Source organism: Streptomyces sp. NPDC051664 (genome assembly GCF_044453545.1).
Taxonomy (GTDB): Bacteria; Actinomycetota; Actinomycetes; order Streptomycetales; family Streptomycetaceae; genus Streptomyces.
The window spans coordinates 1-17,281 of sequence record NZ_JBITCU010000037.1 but is presented as its reverse complement, the minus strand read 5'-3'; the positions used below and the strand labels follow the sequence as shown (position 1 = coordinate 17,281).

General features: G+C 68.9%; 16 protein-coding genes. 13 read left to right on the top strand and 3 right to left on the bottom strand.

Annotated features, from left to right (window positions below; all coding sequences use genetic code 11):
* Window positions 1-133 precede the first annotated feature (133 nt).
* The 12 genes from ACIA8E_RS36145 to ACIA8E_RS36090 all read left to right on the top strand — a co-directional run bounded on the left by ACIA8E_RS36145 (window position 134) and on the right by ACIA8E_RS36090 (window position 11,561).
* Complete coding sequence (locus tag ACIA8E_RS36145) at window positions 134-496, top strand: hypothetical protein (RefSeq protein ID WP_399304764.1); 363 nt, start codon at window positions 134-136, stop codon at window positions 494-496.
* A gap of 11 nt (window positions 497-507) precedes the next feature.
* The gene (locus ACIA8E_RS36140; protein ID WP_399304761.1) at window positions 508-1,362 is read left to right on the top strand and encodes an ATP/GTP-binding protein; all 855 of its coding nucleotides are present in this window, start codon (window positions 508-510) and stop codon (window positions 1,360-1,362) included.
* A gap of 27 nt (window positions 1,363-1,389) precedes the next feature.
* On the top strand, window positions 1,390-2,109 hold the full coding sequence (locus tag ACIA8E_RS36135) for an SAF domain-containing protein (protein WP_399304758.1): 720 nt from the start codon (window positions 1,390-1,392) through the stop codon (window positions 2,107-2,109).
* A gap of 1 nt (window position 2,110) precedes the next feature.
* Complete coding sequence (locus ACIA8E_RS36130; RefSeq protein WP_399304755.1) at window positions 2,111-3,028, top strand: MinD/ParA family protein; 918 nt, start codon at window positions 2,111-2,113, stop codon at window positions 3,026-3,028.
* Window positions 3,029-3,170: 142 nt separating this feature from the next.
* The gene (locus ACIA8E_RS36125; protein ID WP_399304752.1) at window positions 3,171-4,649 is read left to right on the top strand and encodes a CpaF family protein; all 1,479 of its coding nucleotides are present in this window, start codon (window positions 3,171-3,173) and stop codon (window positions 4,647-4,649) included.
* A gap of 47 nt (window positions 4,650-4,696) precedes the next feature.
* The gene (locus ACIA8E_RS36120) at window positions 4,697-5,545 is read left to right on the top strand and encodes a type II secretion system F family protein (protein WP_399304749.1); all 849 of its coding nucleotides are present in this window, start codon (window positions 4,697-4,699) and stop codon (window positions 5,543-5,545) included.
* Window positions 5,546-5,547: 2 nt separating this feature from the next.
* Window positions 5,548-6,447: a hypothetical protein gene (locus tag ACIA8E_RS36115; RefSeq protein ID WP_399304746.1), complete on the top strand. Its 900-nt coding sequence runs from the start codon at window positions 5,548-5,550 to the stop codon at window positions 6,445-6,447.
* Between the two features lie 43 nt (window positions 6,448-6,490).
* Window positions 6,491-6,691, top strand: a complete 201-nt coding sequence (locus tag ACIA8E_RS36110) for a hypothetical protein (RefSeq protein ID WP_399304743.1) — start codon at window positions 6,491-6,493, stop codon at window positions 6,689-6,691.
* Window positions 6,692-6,694: 3 nt separating this feature from the next.
* Complete coding sequence (locus ACIA8E_RS36105; RefSeq protein WP_399304740.1) at window positions 6,695-7,111, top strand: TadE/TadG family type IV pilus assembly protein; 417 nt, start codon at window positions 6,695-6,697, stop codon at window positions 7,109-7,111.
* Window positions 7,108-7,545 (top strand): TadE/TadG family type IV pilus assembly protein, encoded by a 438-nt coding sequence (locus tag ACIA8E_RS36100; RefSeq protein ID WP_399304737.1) that lies wholly within the window; start codon window positions 7,108-7,110, stop codon window positions 7,543-7,545. Before ACIA8E_RS36105 ends, ACIA8E_RS36100 begins: the two co-directional genes overlap by 4 nt.
* The gene (locus ACIA8E_RS36095; RefSeq protein ID WP_399304734.1) at window positions 7,545-7,994 is read left to right on the top strand and encodes a TadE/TadG family type IV pilus assembly protein; all 450 of its coding nucleotides are present in this window, start codon (window positions 7,545-7,547) and stop codon (window positions 7,992-7,994) included. Before ACIA8E_RS36100 ends, ACIA8E_RS36095 begins: the two co-directional genes overlap by 1 nt.
* A 6-nt stretch (window positions 7,995-8,000) precedes the next feature.
* The gene (locus ACIA8E_RS36090; RefSeq protein WP_399304731.1) at window positions 8,001-11,561 is read left to right on the top strand and encodes a LysM peptidoglycan-binding domain-containing protein; all 3,561 of its coding nucleotides are present in this window, start codon (window positions 8,001-8,003) and stop codon (window positions 11,559-11,561) included.
* 676 nt (window positions 11,562-12,237) lie between these two features.
* Here ACIA8E_RS36090 and ACIA8E_RS36085 read toward each other — a convergent pair.
* From ACIA8E_RS36085 to ACIA8E_RS36075, 3 genes are all read right to left on the bottom strand, one after another.
* Complete coding sequence (locus ACIA8E_RS36085) at window positions 12,238-13,893, bottom strand: DUF2637 domain-containing protein (protein WP_399304729.1); 1,656 nt, start codon at window positions 13,891-13,893, stop codon at window positions 12,238-12,240.
* A gap of 497 nt (window positions 13,894-14,390) precedes the next feature.
* Window positions 14,391-15,416 (bottom strand): ParB N-terminal domain-containing protein, encoded by a 1,026-nt coding sequence (locus ACIA8E_RS36080; RefSeq protein WP_399304726.1) that lies wholly within the window; start codon window positions 15,414-15,416, stop codon window positions 14,391-14,393.
* Window positions 15,413-16,660: a ParA family protein gene (locus ACIA8E_RS36075; RefSeq protein ID WP_399304723.1), complete on the bottom strand. Its 1,248-nt coding sequence runs from the start codon at window positions 16,658-16,660 to the stop codon at window positions 15,413-15,415. Before ACIA8E_RS36075 ends, ACIA8E_RS36080 begins: the two co-directional genes overlap by 4 nt.
* 511 nt (window positions 16,661-17,171) lie before the next feature.
* On the opposite strand from ACIA8E_RS36075, the gene ACIA8E_RS36070 reads away from it, so the two are divergent.
* A partial coding sequence (locus ACIA8E_RS36070) for a transposase (protein ID WP_399304873.1) occupies window positions 17,172-17,281 on the top strand: 110 nt, incomplete at its 3' end.

Genomic DNA, 17,281 nt, shown 5'->3' with positions numbered 1-17,281 from the left:
AAACGCCGACACAAAAGGCTCGGCATCGACGACCAGTACACCCGCTCCGAAGAAGTCGTCTGAGACCACGAATCCACAGACGGCTGAAAAGACGTCCGTAGTTGCGGCGTACGACGCAATGTGGGTCGAGCAGATGAAGGCCTACCGCAAGGCCGACGCCAAGGGCACCGACCTGAGGCACTACGCCGCGCTCGATGCGCTGAGCAAGTTCGAACTCGACCTGGCCCACATGAAGGCGAATTCGACCGTCATCAAGGGCGAGATGGGGCACGAGGCCGAGGTGACCGGGATCGACCTGGCCGCGAAGCTGCCCAAGGCCACGCTCTCGGACTGCGTGGATCTCTCGAAGTGGCGGACGGTCGACACAAAGACCGGCAAGGTGATCCCTCTCCCAACTGCCCAGCCGATGCGGTACGTGGCGACCGCCAAAGCGGAGAAGTGGGATGGCCACTGGATGGTCACCGACTACACGCCGGACGGGGGGCGGACGTGCTGAGAAGAGCGGCGATGGCCGCGGTGCTCCTGTCGGGCGTGCTCGCGCCCATCGCATACGCGAAGGACGGGCCGACGGTGGGCAACGAGGAAGGCTGTAGAGGGTCACTTCTCTCAGTCACGGTATGTGCCCAGGACGGTGGAGGCTCGTCTGGATCGAGCGGCTCGCGCCCGAAGCCGGCAGCGGCCAGCTCGGGGAACCGCAGCGGCAAGGCGCCCAAGTGCACGTACGAAAAGGCCGAACCGCAGCCCCCGGCGGAGAGCCTGACGTGGGATGGCCACAAGCCCGGCGATGGCGGCGCGGTCTACCGCGTGATGTGCCCGGCCACGGGCCGAGTCGGAGCGCTCTGGATTGCGGACGGCGGCGCCCCGGCCGCTCCGGCGATCGATCCCGAGGTAGTGGCCAGGCAGGCGGTGGACTCGATGAAGCTCATCGGACCGGACATGAGCATCAACCCAAAGCCTGGCGGCAAGGGACTGGTGGGGATGCCGGTGTGGATGGCAGTCGATCAGTCGCCCACGACGTACGGGCCGAATACTGCGTCCGCGACGGCCGGTGGGGTGACCGTATCCGCGACGGCGAAGGTCACCACGATCGCGTGGTCGATGGGTGACGGTACGACCGTCAAGTGCACCGGTCCTGGCACGGTCTACAAGAAGTCGTACGGCCTGAAGGCCTCGCCCGACTGCGGTCACCGCTACAAGCAGCCGTCGAGCGAGCGGACGGGCGGGACGTACAAGGTCACGGCAACCGCGACGTGGAGCGTCGACTGGCAGGTTGTCGGCGCCGGCGGAGAGACCGGTCAGCTGACGGAAATCCGCGACTCCGAGGTGGCGCTGACCATCGTCGAGTCGCAGGCCGTGAACTAGATCTACTGGAGAGGGACTTCGTACGCCATGGACACCACCACGCCGCCGCTGCCACCAACGGCGATCGGCTCGCAGCGCCAGCCCGATCTGGGGATCAGCGCGGGCGCGCGGAAGACAGCGAAGCCGCGCCGGAAGATTGTGCAGGCGGTGGCCTGGGTTCTGGTGGCGCTGGTCGGCGCGCTGGTCGCGATCTCTGCGGTGAACCGGGCCGGTGACCGGGTGTCGGTGCTGGCCATTGCCCGGGATGTGAAGGCTGGGCAGCCGATCGCGGAGGCTGACCTGGTGACCGCTTCGGTGGCCGACGATCCGGCGCTTGCTCCTGTCCCGGCCCGTGACCGGGCCTCGGTGGTGGGGCAGCGTGCTGGTGTTGATCTGCGCCGGGGCGGTCTGCTGACCCGTTCGCAGCTTCAGACGGGCGGCGGTCTCGGCGATGACCAGCAGGTGGTCGGTGTCGAACTGAAGAAGGGGTATGCACCGCGGGATGAGCTGCGGCCCGGCGACAAGGTGCTCGCAGTCGTGCTGCCGGCGCAGGGAGAGTCGAGCCAGTCCGGCGATTCGAGGGGCAGTGCGTCGGCCCAGACGCCGGAGGGTATCGAGGCGACGGTGAAGTCGGTGGGCCGTGCGGATGCCACCGGTTCCGTGGTCGTCAATTTGGTGGTGGCTCCGACGGATGGGCCGCAGCTGGCGACGCAGGCTGCGGCCAAGCAGATCGCGTTGGTGCGGCAGCCGCGCGGATCGGAGCAGTGACATGGCTCTGATTGCTTTGGTGTCCGCGGCGTCGGACGGTGTGACCACGTCGGCGGCAGCAATGGCGTTGGCCAGTCCGCGGCCGGTGCTGCTTGCGGAGTTCGACCTGGCCGGGGGTAAGTTGCGGAACCGGTTGCTGCGCGGGGTGCAGCGCAGTGGCCGGCCGCTGGACGGCCATATCGGCCTGCACAAGCTGGCCGAGGCGTACTGGGGTAATTCCGGGACCAGCAGTTTCACTCCGCAGGTGGCGCAGCACTTGTGGCCGCTGGACGACACTGACTACCGGTTCGTGCTGCCTGGGCTGACGGATCCGCGGCAGGCCGCATCACTGCGGGAGGTGTGGCCGAGTCTGGTGAACGTGCTCCAGCTGACGGACCACGAACTGGGCTGGGACGTCATCGTCGATGGCGGCCGCGTGGTGCTTGAGGGTGGCCGCCCGCACCCGGTGCTCTCCCCTGTGGCTGTCCTGCACGAGGCGGACATTGTGCTGCTGGTGGTGCGGATGGCGGACGAGGCCTCGGTGCTGCTGGCGTCCTCGATGATCGAGGCGCTGCAGGACGAGCTGTCCCGGCACGGGACGGGGGCGCGGGCGCTGGGCCTGCTGGCGATCGGGAACGGTGAACGGCACGAGTTCTCTGTCGACCAGGTGGCACGGGAGCTGCAGGCGCCGGTGCTGGCCACGCTTCGGTGGGATCCGCGGGCCGCGGCATACATCCAGGGCGGTGGTCCGGCGCCGCGTGGCCTGTCGAGGTCGGTGTTGCTGCGCAGCGCACGCGATGTGATCGGGCCGCTGCATGAGTACGCCCAGAGGAGGCGGATTCAGCTGCAGTTGCGGGCGGCGCAGGCTGCGAATCCGGGTGTGATGCAGCAGGTCCGGCAACTGGGTCTGATCCGCCAGCAGGGGGCGGGACGTGGCTGAGCAAAGCCGCGGGAGCGGCGCGAACGGGCATGAAGCACAGACGCGGCTGGGCGGTCTGCTGGCCCAGCACACCACGTCACGCCCTGGCCCCGCCCCGTATCCCCAGGGGCATCCAGCCTCTGCGGCAGGTTCAGTGCCTCCCGTGCCCGCTCCGGTGTCACCGCCGCCACCTGCACCGGTGGCGCCGCCGGTTGCTGCGGCCGTGCCGCTGCGGGGAGGGGCCGGGCCGTCCGACGTCGCGGCGGCAGCCTCGCTGCCGGGGGCGCTGCCCGTACTGCCGGAGGTTATTCAGCAGCTGCGGTTGCAGGTCGCCGAGGACGTGCGCGTCGCCCGTGCCGAGCGCGGGCAAGGGCGCATAGAGCCGGGCGAGGAAGAAGAGCTCGCGAAGGTGTTCGCGCACCGCCGGGTCGCGCAGTGGCATGCCGACTTTGCACTGAGCAACCCGCCTCTGGTCCGTGACCAGTTGAATCTGGTGCGGGATGAGGTCCTCAACCTGACATTTCGCGCCGGGGCCCTGCAGCGTCTGTTGGACCAGCCGGGCGTGGAGAACATCGACATCGACGGCCCGCGGATGTTCGTCGATGCGGCGGGGCAGCCGCGCCGCCTTGTTACGTCGCCATTCGCGACCGACCAGCAGACGGAGGACTGGGTCAACGCGATGGCCGCCCAGTCCGGACACGGTGAGCGGCAGCTGTCGTACTCCTCTCCGTGGGTGGACTTTCGCCTCCCGGACGGTTCGCGGGTCGCGGCCAACCGGCTGGCCACCCGGATTACGGTCTCCATCCGCAAGCACAGCCCTTCGTCCTCGCACCTGGCGAAGCTGATGGAGCTCGGCACGATCGATCCTCTGATCTCCGCGTTCCTGGCCGCCTGTGTGAAGGCGAGGATGAACATCTTCGTCTGTGGCGGCATGTCGGCGGGCAAGACGACGCTGATGCGCGCGCTGGCCCGGGAGATCCCGGCCTCGGAGCGGCTCGTCACGATCGAGAGTGACCGCGAGCTGTATCTGGATACCGAGGACACCCCGGCTCATGTGCTCGCGTTCGAGGCCCGGCAGTCCAACGGTGAGCAGGGTGCGGCCGGGTCGGTGAGTGTCGCGGACCTGGTGCCGGTGGCGCTGCGCTACAACGCGGACCGGATCATGGTCGGTGAGGTGCGCGGTGTGGAGGCCTTCGCGATGCTCGATGCGATGCTGGCCTCCAATCCGGGGTCGATGTGCACCTTGCATGCCCAGCACCCCACGCAGGTCATCAACCGGCTGGTGCTGCTGTTGTCGATGGCCGGCCTGCCGGACTCGACCGGCTACCGGCTGATCGAGGGCGCCGTCGACATCGTCGTCTACCTCGAGAAGAAGCCGGCTGCCCAGCCGGGTCAGGAAGGCCGGCGGGTCGTCTCCCACATCTGGGAGGTGGCCGGGCTCGGTGAGGGCGGGGGTGTGGCGATGAACCAGCTGTTCGCGCCGCGGGCGGGAGATGGGCGGGCGGTGCCGACCATGACGCCGATGACCGAAGTGCGCTCTCAACTCCTGGAAAACGAGGGCGGGTTCGACCGGCGTCTGCGGGCCCATTACCCGCACGGCATGTGGCCGGCTGAGGCCGATACGGAGAGGCGGGCGTCGTGAGCCGGGTTCAACTGCTGCTGTCCGCGGTGCTGGGCGTAGTGGTGTGTGTGGGCGCACTGGCCGGTGCGGTCGCGTCCTGGCGTGGTCAGTCGGCGCCGATGAGCCGCACGGCGGATCGGGGCCGCGGGCGACGGTTGCTGGAGGAGCTGCCCGCGCCCTGGCGGGACAACTACCGGCACCTCGTTGTGGTTGCCGCCGTGGCCGCGGTGGTGGTCTGGGTGCTCACCGGGCGGCCTGTGCACGGGCTGATCGCGTTCGGCGGGATCGCCGGGCTTCCGTTCCTGCTGTACCCGGGCGGCTCGGCCCGGGTGGAAATTGAGCAGTTGGAGGCGTTCGCCGACTGGCTGCAGCAGTTGTCCAGTGTGGTCGGCGCGGGCAAACCGCTGGAGCAGGCCATCCACGGCACGCTGTCCACGGTGCCCGAGCTGTTGCGCCCTTCCCTTGCGGCGCTGGCCGTGCGGATGAGCAATGGCATGCCGACGGCCGAGGCGTTCCGGCTGTTCGCGGACGATCTCGACAGCCAGGCCGGGGACGACGTGGTGCAGCTGTTCTTGATGCATACCGAGACGCGGGGCCCGAACCTGGCGCGGGTGGTCAAGCAGATGGCGTTGAACGTGTCGCAGAAGGCCAAGAACCTGCGTGCGATCGACGCCGACCGGGCGCGCTCGCGCCGCAAGGCACGCAACGTGACGGTCTTCACGCTGGCCGTTGTCGTGCTCGGAATGACGAGCAGCGGCTACACGGCCTGGTATCGGACCGGGCCGGGCCAGATCGGGCTGTTCGTCGTCTCGATGGGGATCGTGGGGTCTCTGATCTGGCTGCGCAAGACCGCGCAGATGAAGCCGGAGCCGCGGCTGCTGCGCACCGCAGCCCAGCGCACGAACAAGGAGGCGTAGCCGTGTTGGTGTCCATGCCGGCGCTCGCCGGAGGTGCGGTAGCGGTCGTGGGGGCCGGGCTTGCGGTACGGGCCCTGCGGCCTGCCCGTCCGGATGTGAGCGAGCTGCTGCGCCTGGCCCGCTCCCCCGGGCCGTACGAGGCGGCCACGACCTCGGGTGCGAACCGCATTGAGGTGTGGGCGGACCGGGCCGGGGCTCAGCTGGTCAAGACGCCCACGGTCGCGGCCAGGCTGCCGGCCAAGGATCTGCGGCTGCTGGAGCTGTCTCCGGCGAAGCTGCTGGGTCGCTGCGCCAGTTTCGGGCTGCTGGGCCTGCTGCTGCCACAGATCTTCGTGCTGATGGTGACCCTGGCCGGGAAGAACCCGCCCTTCGCCGTCCCGGTCCTGGCGGCGCTGGGCTGCGCTGCGTTCTTCATCTTCAAGTGCCTGGACGATGTGCGGGACAAGGCAAAGCTGCTGCGCGAGGAGTACCGGTACGCGGTGGTGTCGCTGCTGGAGCGGCTCGTGCTGACCCGCTCCGCCGACGCCGGTGCGGGTGAGGCTCTGGTACGGGCGGCATCCGTGGGCGACAGCACACCCGCCGTGCAGATGCGCGAGGCCCTCGCACATGCCCGGCTGACAGGAACCAACCCGTGGACCGCGTTGGAACAGCTGGGCCAGGACCTCGGCGTTGCGGACCTCACCCACCCCGCGCGGGCCCTGGCCCTGGCGGGTGAGGAGAAGACGTCCATCACCAGCACGCTGGAGAACCAGATCGACATCCTGCGCACCGCTTTGCAGACCGACCGCATCGCGCGCGCGAACCAGGCGACCGAGCAGATGGACATCCCCGCCCTGGCGGTCGGTCTGTGCCTGGTCATCTTCATGGCGATGCCAGCCTTCATCAAGATCCTCAACCTCTGACGTATCACCACCACTTGTTCCGTTCAGTCCCTGGGAGGACATTGTGATCATCCGTCACCTCACCCGTACTGCGGCGGCGGTGCGCCGCCACCACGACCGTGTGCGCGGCGCGTTGTCGGACGCCGGGTACTCGGTCACCGAGTGGGCGTTCATCACCGCGGGCGGCGGCACCATCGCCGGTGTGCTGTACCTGGCGATCGACGCCAAGGCGCAGGAGAAGGCCGCACAGATCCTGGGATTCTGAGACGTGCCCGCCGATCCGTCCCGTCGCAGCCTTTGGGCACAGCGGCTGCGCGCCCGCATCCGGAGCGACCGGGGTGACAGCGTCGTGGAGTTCGCGGTCATCTTCCCCGTGGTGCTGCTGCTGGTGTTCACCGTCATCGAAGCGGGCCTGTACTTCCATGCCCGCTCGGTCGCCGGTCGGGCCGCACAGATCGGGGCGGACGCGGGACGTTCCTACGATGCCGAGCCAGGCGCCGGTGCGGCCGCGGCCACCGACTTCCTCGCCCGGACCGGGAACTCGGTGGAGAACCCGTCGGTGAGTGTGGATGCCGGTGGCGACCAGATCGCGGTCACCGTCACCGGTCAGGTCACCAGCCTGGTCCCCGGGCTCTCGTTCACGGTGCGCCAGCGCATCCAGGCGCCGATCGAGGAGTTCCGTTGAGCCGTTTCAGGAGCCCGTTCGGGGATCGGGGCAGTGCCGCGCTCGGGGCAGCGATCTTCACCCCGGTATTCATCGCCCTGCTGTGCCTGATGATCGCCGCCGGGCGCATCCAGGTCGCTCAGGGTGCGGCGGATGCGGCGGCCCGCGACGCTGCCCGCACGGCGTCTCTCGCCGACTCCCCCGAGACGGCCGAAGCCGACGCACGCGAGGCGGCGTTGGCTTCGCTGGCCCGTTCGGGACTGCGCTGCGGTGACGTTGCGGTGTCCGTGGACGCCGGTGGCCTGCAGGTGCCGATCGGGCAGGCCGCCACGGTGACGGCCACCGTGGCGTGCACCGCGCCACTTCAGGACATCGCGCTGCCGGCCATGCCGGGAGCCAAGACCCTCACCGGACAGATGACGAGCGTGGTCGACGAGTGGAGGGCGAGGAACTGATGACGAACTGGGTGGGCGCGTACTTCCATCGCCTGCGCACCGCGCGGAGTGACCGGGGCGGGGTGGAGCTGTTCATGCCCATCATGGCGCTGGCCATCTTCGTCATCCTGGGCCTGGTCGTGGACGGCGGCGGCGCGCTGAACGCCAACAGCCGCGCCACCTACATGGCGCAGGAGGCTGCCCGGGCCGGCGCCCAGCAGATCGACCCGGGCCGGGCGATCACCGGCGAGGCCATCGTGGTCGACCCGGACGCCGCCGCAGCGGCGTCCCAGGCCTACCTCGACGCGGCCGGCCTTGGCGGCAGCATCACCGTCTCCGCCGACGGCAAGACCATCTCCGTGACCGTGCAAGGCTCCTACGACACCCTCTTCGCCTCCCTGATCGGCTACTCCACCCTGCCGGTCACCGGGGAAGGCAACGCCACTTTGCTCCACCAGCCCGGAGGCTGATCTGCCATGTCTCACCGCATCGGCCGCTGGACGGCCGCGATCGCCCGCGCAGGCATCCGCCTGATCCTCCTGGTGCTGCTGGTGGCCGGAATCCCGGCCGTGCTGCTGAACGTGGGCACCCTGCCGCATCACGTTCCCTCGCCGCAGGACCTGGGGAACGCGTTGATGGCGCCGGACGACGGCAGCCTGCTCATCACCGTCCTCACCCTCGCCGCCTGGATCGCGTGGCTGTGGCTGCTGATCCCGCTCCTGGTCGAAACGTCCGCGGTGCTCATCCGCCGCTCCACCCCGCGCCTGCCGGGCATGGTCACCGGGCAGCGGCTGGCCACCTACCTGCTCGGCGGGCTGCTGCTCGCCTCCCCCGCAGCCGTCGCCAGCGCCGCCACCCCGGCCGTCGCCGCGACGCTCCCACTCACCACCTCCAACGCCGAACCCGCGGCCGACGCGACGGCCGCCCCCACCAGTTCAGCGGCTGCCCCCGAAGCGGCCAGTGCGACGCAGGTCCACCACGTTGCCGACGACGGCGTCATTGCGTACGACATCGCCGAGCAGCGCCTGGGCGACGGCCTGCGCTGGAAGGACCTCGCCCACCTCAACCCCGACCTCCACATCACAGCCGCGACCTTCGAGGTGCCCGTCGGAAGTGTGCTGACACTGCCCGCCGACGCGCGCCCCGCATCCAGCCCGGCAGCCCACACGAGCACCGCCCACGCAGAAGCACCCGACGCGAGCGAGGAGGGCGGGAGCCGAGACGAGGCGCGTGAATACGTCGTTCAGCCCGGCGACTACCTGTCGAAGATCGCCCAGGAGCAGCTCGGTGACGCCAGCCAGTGGCCCGATCTGTATGCGGCGAACAAGGGCGAACAGCAGCCGTACGGGCACACCTTCACCAACCCGGACCTCATCTACGCAGGCCAGGAGATCACCCTTCCCGCCGATGCGGACAGGCCCTCCGAGCACGCCCCTTCCCAACAGCGGGACAGCGCCGGCCAGGACGACGGCGGACAGGGCCAGGACGCCGCGCCCACACCCGGTGGCGAACAGGACAAGGGCTCCCAGGAAGCTGCGGAACCCTCTGCCGCCCCGCAGGACACCCCCTCGCCTGCACCCGGACATCAGGAGAGTGCTGCCCCGGCACCGGCAGACTCGGCTGCCCCGGCCCCAGGATCCACGCCCGCCGCGGAGACCGGCCCCTCGTCGGATGCCCCGCGCGCCCCCCAGGCCTCCGCCCCCGACCAGGCGTCTGACGGACAGGAGTCGGACCAGGGCCGTCACGCTGGAGTGTTCGGGCTCGCCGCCACGGGCGTCCTGGCCTTCGGGTTCCTCTCCGTGCTCGGCTACCGCAGGATCATGCAAATGCGGCGACGGCGCCGCGGCCGCCACATCGCGCTGCCCCAGGGCGAGGCAGCACGCGCCGAGCACGCGCTGCGGGTCGCCGAGGCGACGACGGACACCGCGGTACTCGACGCAGTGCTGCGCACGGCCGCTGTCCATCTCACCGACGCAGGCCGCGAGCTCCCCCAGCTGACGGCGGCCGTCGTCGGCGAACGCACCATCGTGCTGCACCTGGCCGAGCCGGCCGCCCCGGTGCCGCCGTTCAGCGCCAACCCCGAAGCCCTGCAGCAGTGGACCTGCCCGGCAGCAGCCACGGACGTACTGCCGCAAGCGGACACCGACGATGTCGATCCCCCCTACCCGGCACTGGTCAGCCTCGGATGGGACCCGGACGGCCGCCTGATTCTCGTCGACCTCGAGCACATCGGTCATCTGCATCTGACCGGCCCGGCCGCCTCCCGCGTCGCGCAGACTCTGGCCCTGGAGCTGGCCACCAGCGAGTTCACCCACCACCTCGATCTGGGAGTCGTCGGCGACGGCCTCGCACCCGGACTCGGGCAGGAACTTCCCGAGCGCGTCACCCTTCACCCCGGTCTCGACACGGCCCTGTCCGCGCTGCGCACCCACCACAGCGAGCAGCAGCGCGCCTTGGAGGTCCTCGGCGCGGCCACGATGCGGCACGCCCGAACCGGCGTCGACACCGCGGCCGCGTGGACTCCGTACCTCGTCGTCGCCGGCAGCGTCGACGACGAGGCCACCGCGCTCGACGGCCTTCTGGAAAGCGTCAGTGCCGAGCCGCGCAGCGCCACCGCACTGATCACATCCGGCGACCTGCCGGCCGGCCTGCCCGACGACAGCTGGACACTGCACGTCGATCACGAGGCGGGGCCCATGCGGCTGCCCATCCCCGGCATCGAGCTGGAGTGCACCGTGCAGGCCCTGTCGGATGACGACTTCACGTACGCGCTTCAGATCCTCGCCACCACCCGCGAGGGCGACGTTCCTGCACCCGAGCCGGAGCCTGAGGCACAGGTCTTCGAGGGGGACCCGTTCCCCCTGTCCGCCGCTGAGAGCGACGACGGTGGCACCGAGACTGCAGTCCCGGATCCGGACCTCCGGCCGGTCACTGCCGAAGCGGGCACGGCAGGAGCGGGACAGGTACCGAACTTGCTGGCGCAGTTCGCGACTTTCGACGACTCCGACGGCAGTGACGAGGACGAGAGTTCCGCCGCACCGGCAGAGGTCGCCGATGAGTCAGGCCCGGGCAGCGAGGATCTCGGTGTTCTGGACAAGCGCCTCCAGGACCCAGCACTAAGCCGCGGGCCGGTACCGGCCCAGCAGTCCCTGCCGGCCGCGGCGGTCAGTGTCCGGCTGCCCGACCCCGCTCGCGGCCCCGTTCTGGTTCCTGCCTCCGAGCTCGACGGCTCCCCCGCAGACTCATCACAGACCACCAAGCCTGCCCCGCCCGGCTTGGAGCCTTCCGACACGTCGTCGAGCCCTGTCGTACGCGTGCTGGGGCCGGTCGACATCACGGGCACACGCGGCACCACCGAACGCAAGCGGGAACGCACCAGCATCGAACTCGCCGCCTGGCTGGTCCTGCACCCCGGACGCGACCACCACGCCCTGGATGAAGCAATGTGGCCCGATCGCGTGGCAAGCCGGAAGTACCGCAACGCCACCGTCTCTCGACTGCGCACCTGGCTCGGCGACGACGACAACGGCAAGCCCTACCTACCGGCCATCTCGGCCACCCCGGATGCCCGCTACGCCTTCTCCCCCGCCGTCGACTGCGACTGGCACCAGTTCCAGCGGCTCGTCCGCACCGGAAAGCAGGCCGGCGGACCGCAGGCGGACCAGGCACTGCGCAACGCCCTGGAACTCGTCGCGGGCCGCCCCTTCTCCTCCTCCGACCGCAGCCGCTACCGGTGGGCGGAACACCTGGCCCTCGTGATGATCATGGACATCGTCGACGCGGCAGAGATCCTCTCCGAACGCCTCCTGGCCGCCCGCGATCCGCGAGGGGCGCTCTGGGCAGCGACCAAAGGCCTGGACGTCGCCCCGGAAGTCGAGTCCTTGTACCGGATCCTCTTTAGGGCGTACGCGGCGATCGGCGACCACAACGCTCTGGAACGCGCCGCACGGAAGCTGCAGGATTTCAACGAGGACAACGACATCGAGACCGAAGAAGACACCTTGGCCATCCTCAACGAGCTCATGGCCAAGGTCTGACTCCACCCATCGGCCACAGCATTCCCTGCCATCGGCCACGGTCCCGGCCACCATCACGAGACCGTGGCCGATCCCTTTTCGATCTAGACCGGTCCGACCGGACACGTGCGCAGCACGCACCACCCACGGCACGGAACCCACCGGCCCGGCCAGGCGAAGCCGCCACCGACCGGACATCGCCAGCGGGCCATCGGCCACCGTTCCGCGCCCCGTCGGCCACCCCCATCGCCGGATACCCTGACGCGACCGCCAACGGATACCCGGCGGCCAAGCGGATACCCAGATGCTTACCCCGCCGACATCCCCCCTCCCCCAGCGGATACCCCCAGGTCAGAAGCAGCACCGCCGAGCGGGCACGCCAGGCCAAACGAAGTCAGATTGCCGATCGGAACGACCAGTCGTCCGCAGCCGGCGGTGGCCGATGCCCCTCGAATCGGTCATGGCCGATGGCCGACGGACAACGGATCGGTCATCGGCCACACCGCCAGATCGGTCACGCATCCATCGGCCACCGTCATTGGCCACACCGCCAGATCGGTCACAGATCCATCGGCCACCGTCATCGGCCACCGGCCACCCGGCCGGAGAATCGGCCAGCCCCACTCTCCGGACATAGCAGTGGCCGATGACCTCGATCGGTCATCGGCCACACTCTTGGAGACGGTCGGTCAGTCGGTCAGGGGCGGTTGGTGACCGACCGCAGGTGCGCGCGACCGCTCTGCCGCAGCTGCTCGTCCCGATACGCCATCGCCTTGTCGAGCCTGCGCTGCCCGGTACGGGGGGCCACCCCCAGGCGCCGGCCGACCTCGGCGCCAGACAACTTCTCGCCTGCGTCATCGGCTTCGTCGATCCACCCGGCAACGGTGAGGATCTGCTGCTGCACTGAATCCAGTTCCGGCTCCTGGTGCTGTTGCTCGGGCACCCGCGCGGTCGCCTCACCCGTACCCGTCGCGGTCGCCACCCAGGCGGCTTGCTCCGCCGTCGCGTTGCCCGCAGAGGTGGAGGTCTGCGACGCAGGTGCGTCCAAGGACATCTGCTGCGGGACTCCCCCGTCGGTCAACCGGTCAGTGGCCACCGCGGCGGTCGGCACTGGCACCGGGTCAGCCATGGACGGCCGCGGCTGAGGGGCAGCGACCGCCCCGACCGACGACTCACCGAAGGCCGGGTGCGCCGCCGACTCGCCCCAAGCACCTGACCGATCGGCCACGCCATCACGATCCTGCTGATCGGCCATCCAGCCGTCCATGGCCGTTTCCTCGATCACCGGCTCGGCCCCCTGGGCACCGTCGTGCTGGCGGAGCTCCTGCAGCAGTGGACGCAGCAGCGCCTCGGTCCAGGGGCCGCCGGTGGTCGGGTCGGTCACGCCGTAGCTGGCGAGAAACAGGCCGAACTGGCGGGCGTTGGGGAATTCACCGTGCTGCGCAACGTACCCGCGGACCGCCTCGGCATAGTCCACCGGCTCGAACCCGGGAGCTGGAGTCTGCTCCGGGGCCACGTCGCTCGCCGTCGTTTCCGGCTGCTCGTGATGGCCGCCAGCCTCGGTGCTCTCCCCGGGACTTAGGGCACGCTCGTGATCGAAGCGCATCGGGTCCTCGTGCTCGACGCCAACCTGCTCAACAGTGAAGACGGGCACCTCTATGCCGGCCGCAGCCAGCCCGGCCGGTGCGGTCTGCACGAGCGGGACACCGAACTTCGCCAGCCGTAGCGGCATCAGTGACTCGACGGGGGCCTTGCGGCGCCAGTTCCGGCCGAAGCGGGCCTGGAGCCGGGCCTGGTAGATCAGCCGGTCCTGTTCGAGCTTGATGACCTGCTCGTACGAACGCAGCTCCCACAGCTTCATCCGGCGCCACAGCTTGAACGTGGGGATGGGGGAGAGCAGCCAGCGGGTGAGCCGGACGCCCTCCATGTGCTTGTCGGCCGTCAGGTCGGCTATCCGGCCGACGGCGTGCCGGGCGGCCTCGACGGCGACCACGAACAGCACCGGGATCACCGCGTGCATGCCGACGCCGAGCGGGTCGGGCCAGGCCGCGGCGCCGTTGAAGGCGATCGTCGCGGCGGTCAGCAGCCAGGCCGTCTGGCGCAGCAGCGGGAACGGTATCCGCATCCAGGTCAGGAGCAGGTCCAGCGCCAGCAGTACGCAGATGCCCGCGTCGATGCCGATCGGGAAGACCAGGGAGAAGTTCCCGAAGCCCTTCTGTTCTGCGAGCGCGCGCACGGCGGCGTACGAGCCCGCGAAACCGATCGCGGCGATGACTGCCGCGCCCGCGACGACCACACCGATGAGGATTCGGTGTGCTCGGGTGAGGAGGACTGTTGGCCTGTTCCGGGTCACGCCTCGCCCCTCCGTCATCTGCATCATCTTGCTTCACACTCTCACGATGGGTCACCAGCGCTACCTGCTCGGCGACATACATCGCGGATCGTCAGCGAATAGTGATCACTTATGGAACCTGCGTGGGCGGCTAGCGCACGAGCCTGCGACCGGTGGCCGGCACCTGGGCGAGGGCGCAGGGTACGACCGCGAAATCCGGGAGCTGGGTGCCGCCCATCTCTCCGGCTCTGCAGGGCAGACTTTTACGCGGTAAAACCGGCGCGCTCTCCTCGACCGGAGGCCTCCGCGGCCCCAGGGCTGCCCTGGTGGCCAAGGCGCGCATTTGCCCGTGGCGGCGTCTCCCGGAGCTAGGCGGCCTGGCTCGTTACAAGGAGGCGGTGCCGGCTTAATGAGAGCGGCCGCCCGCTGACTTTTACCGCGTAAAAACGGGAGCCTGATGCCGCCGGGCGCTGCGCCTCGCAGGGCAGACTTTTACGCGGCAAAAGCCGGTGCCGCGTTCAGAGGCTGCCGAGTAGGCCCTGCGCGACGCTCTGTACAACGTCGGGTGAGCAACGTTCCAGGATGACGGCGGTGATGGCATCGGGGTTCGTCCAGTCGACCTGGGAGTCGTGCGTTGTTGACGGTTCGACGCGGGGTTCTGGCACGCCGTGCTGGGGCGCCGCTGGAGGGGCTGCATCCGGTGTGCTCTCGGGCGACGGCAGCGTTGCAGTAGGGGACGCTCCGGCGGGGGAGTTGTGAAGCTCCTTCTTCTTGGCTGCAGCAGCCCGGCCTCTGACTGGCTTCGGCTTGCGCAACTGCTCCGCTTCCCGTTCTGCCATCTTGGCGTCCACGAATGCGGTCTGCTCCTCAGCGCTGCTGAGACTCCCCGCTTTGCGTGCGATAGCGATGGGAACTTTCTTCTCGGCGACGCGCTGCTGGATCGGTTCCGGCAGCTTGAGGAGGGCGCGTCGCGTGGAGATCCAGGAGTCATTGACTGCGCCACCGAGGACCGTCACAACCGCGGCAGCACTGCCGTGAAACCCCACCAGGGCTTCGATGGCCTCGGCTTCCTCGATCGGTGTGAGGTCCTTGCGGAAATGGTTCGCGGACAAGGCGGCGGCGAGAAGGTCCTCGCGAGTACCAGCCGAGGAGTCGTCCACCGTGATCCGCAAGTCGATGCCAGCCTTCTGCGCTCCTCGCAGCCGACAGTGGCCGTCGATGATGACGTACTCCCTGTCGGGTGGAATGACGTCCTTGTGCTCGGGGTGTGCGACCAGGAATGCGAGGCGGGTCATGACGGTGGCCGTCTGGATCTGCCCGACCTCCCGGAGGTTCCGGGCGAGGCTGTCCAGGTAGGTCTCGTCAAAGTTGCGTCGGGGGTTGGCCGGGTTCTCGGCGACGAGGTCGGTCGGAACGGACGACGGCGGAGCGCCAACTACGGCGTCGATGATCTGCCCCCGCGTGCTGCGGGGTGCTCGGGCGGAGCCGAACGCTGCGCTGGGGCCGCTGCGTTCAGCGGCACTCTTTCGACGGTCGGGGCTCAAGAGATCTCCTTGACGATGTGGCGCATGACGCGTGACTGGACACAGGACGGGTCGTAGGCCAGAAGCGGCCGTCGGGCGCGGGCCGCTTCGCGCTGCTCCTTGCGGCGGGGGATGACTCCTATGACGCGTGGATCACCCAGGGCACGCCACTCGTTGAGGGAGCTGGTGACAACGTGCCCGTCCCGGGCGTCGTAGAGGTTGACCACGAGGCCGAGGTAAGCGGCCGTGATGCGCCAGTCAGTCATGCCATCGTCGATCTGCTCGACGAGCATGTTGTAGGCGTCGGCTGATGAGTCCTCTGCCTGCACCACGATGAGGATGCCGGACTCTCCCTCGCGCTCACCGTCGCGCTGGCGGCTGTAGTAGATCGCAGCGTCCATCGCCATACCCAGGCTCGGTGGGCAGTCGATGATGATGACGTCGTAGAGCGGCTCAAGAGGTTCAAGGGCATGCTCAAGCGTGGCCTGCCGGTTGCGGGCCGTCGAGATCATCACGTCCAGCAGGAAGGCATCCTGGCAGGAGGGCAGCAGGTCCAGCCGGCCGCCGAAGCGCTCGTCGTCCACGGGGACGATCAGGTCGTTGATGTCGCCGGAAGTCTGCCGCGCCATGAACTTCGCGAGGCTGGGGCCGGTCGCGGGGAGCTGTGGCACACCGAGCTGCTTGGACAAGTGGCCCTGCGGGTCATAGTCCACGATCAGAACTCGGAGCTGCGGGGCCTCGTAGGAATCGTCTGTCTCGACCAGGTCGAAAGCCCCTGCTTCGGGTGCCGGTTCTTTATCTGTCAGAAGCATGGCGAGGCGGGCGAGTTCGGCATCCTCCGCGAAGGCTCCGCCGAGGCCAGACGTGACCGCGGTCTTCCCTACGCCGCCCTTCTGGTTGCAGACGACGAGGCGGCGGGTGGCGCCTTCCAGAGGCTGATGGCGGGGGGAGGGGTGCGTGGTGAGCCAAAGAGACACGGCCTGGGCAAGTCCCTGAACGTACGGGATCCCCCGACCGCTGCACTCTGCCTTGAACTGCGAAGTCATTGCTTCGGTCAGCCAGGTCGCGAATGGCGGCGCTCCAGCGGTGTCGACTTGGGCGACTTCCCCCCGAGGGGTGTCCCTCCACTCCGTCATCGCGTCGGCCACGGCGTCCTGGATATCCATGCGGAGCTCTGCCGCACGGATCTTGAGGTGGGCTTTCAGAGATGCTGGCAGCTTGAAGGTAACCTTCTGCCTGTCATCTTGCTGATCTGAGGACAACATGAGGCGAGCTTACTTACCTCCACCTCACCCAGGGAAGCTGACGCGCCGCTGTGCGGCGCTCTGACGGCCCGCCAGGAGCTTCGGAGTCGCTCCATACCGGCGACTTGAAGATCGGCCGCCTATGCCGCCTTTCTGTGCGTCGCTTTTCACTTGAAGCATGCGATTTAACCGGTTCATCCTGACCTAGTGACTCAAGCGGCCTGTCAGCGACGAGTGATGGGCAGCCGTCTCCGGTGACCCAAGGCCCCGTCCAAGGCGTTGACCCGGGCCACGACTGAACACGGACACACTGCAGGTCGCGATGGAGCGCAACCCCGAGAACACTCGCACGATGGTGCGCAAGCTGATCGAGGCACTGTCAGCCTCAGTCGGCATAGAGGTGGAGATCACCTCGTTCGCCCTGGAGTCTGCAGCGAACCTGACGGACCCCGAAACGCAAAAGGGCCCGGCCTCCCCGTTAGGTTCTAGGGCGTGTTTGAGATGTTGATCAAGGTCGTGAAATGATCTTCAGATGTCTCGTGGCGATCTGACGGATGCACAGTGGGAGCGGCTGGAAGCGGTGTTGCCGCCGATACCGAAGATGGGTCGACCTCCGAGGGATCGGCGGCAGGTGTTCGACGG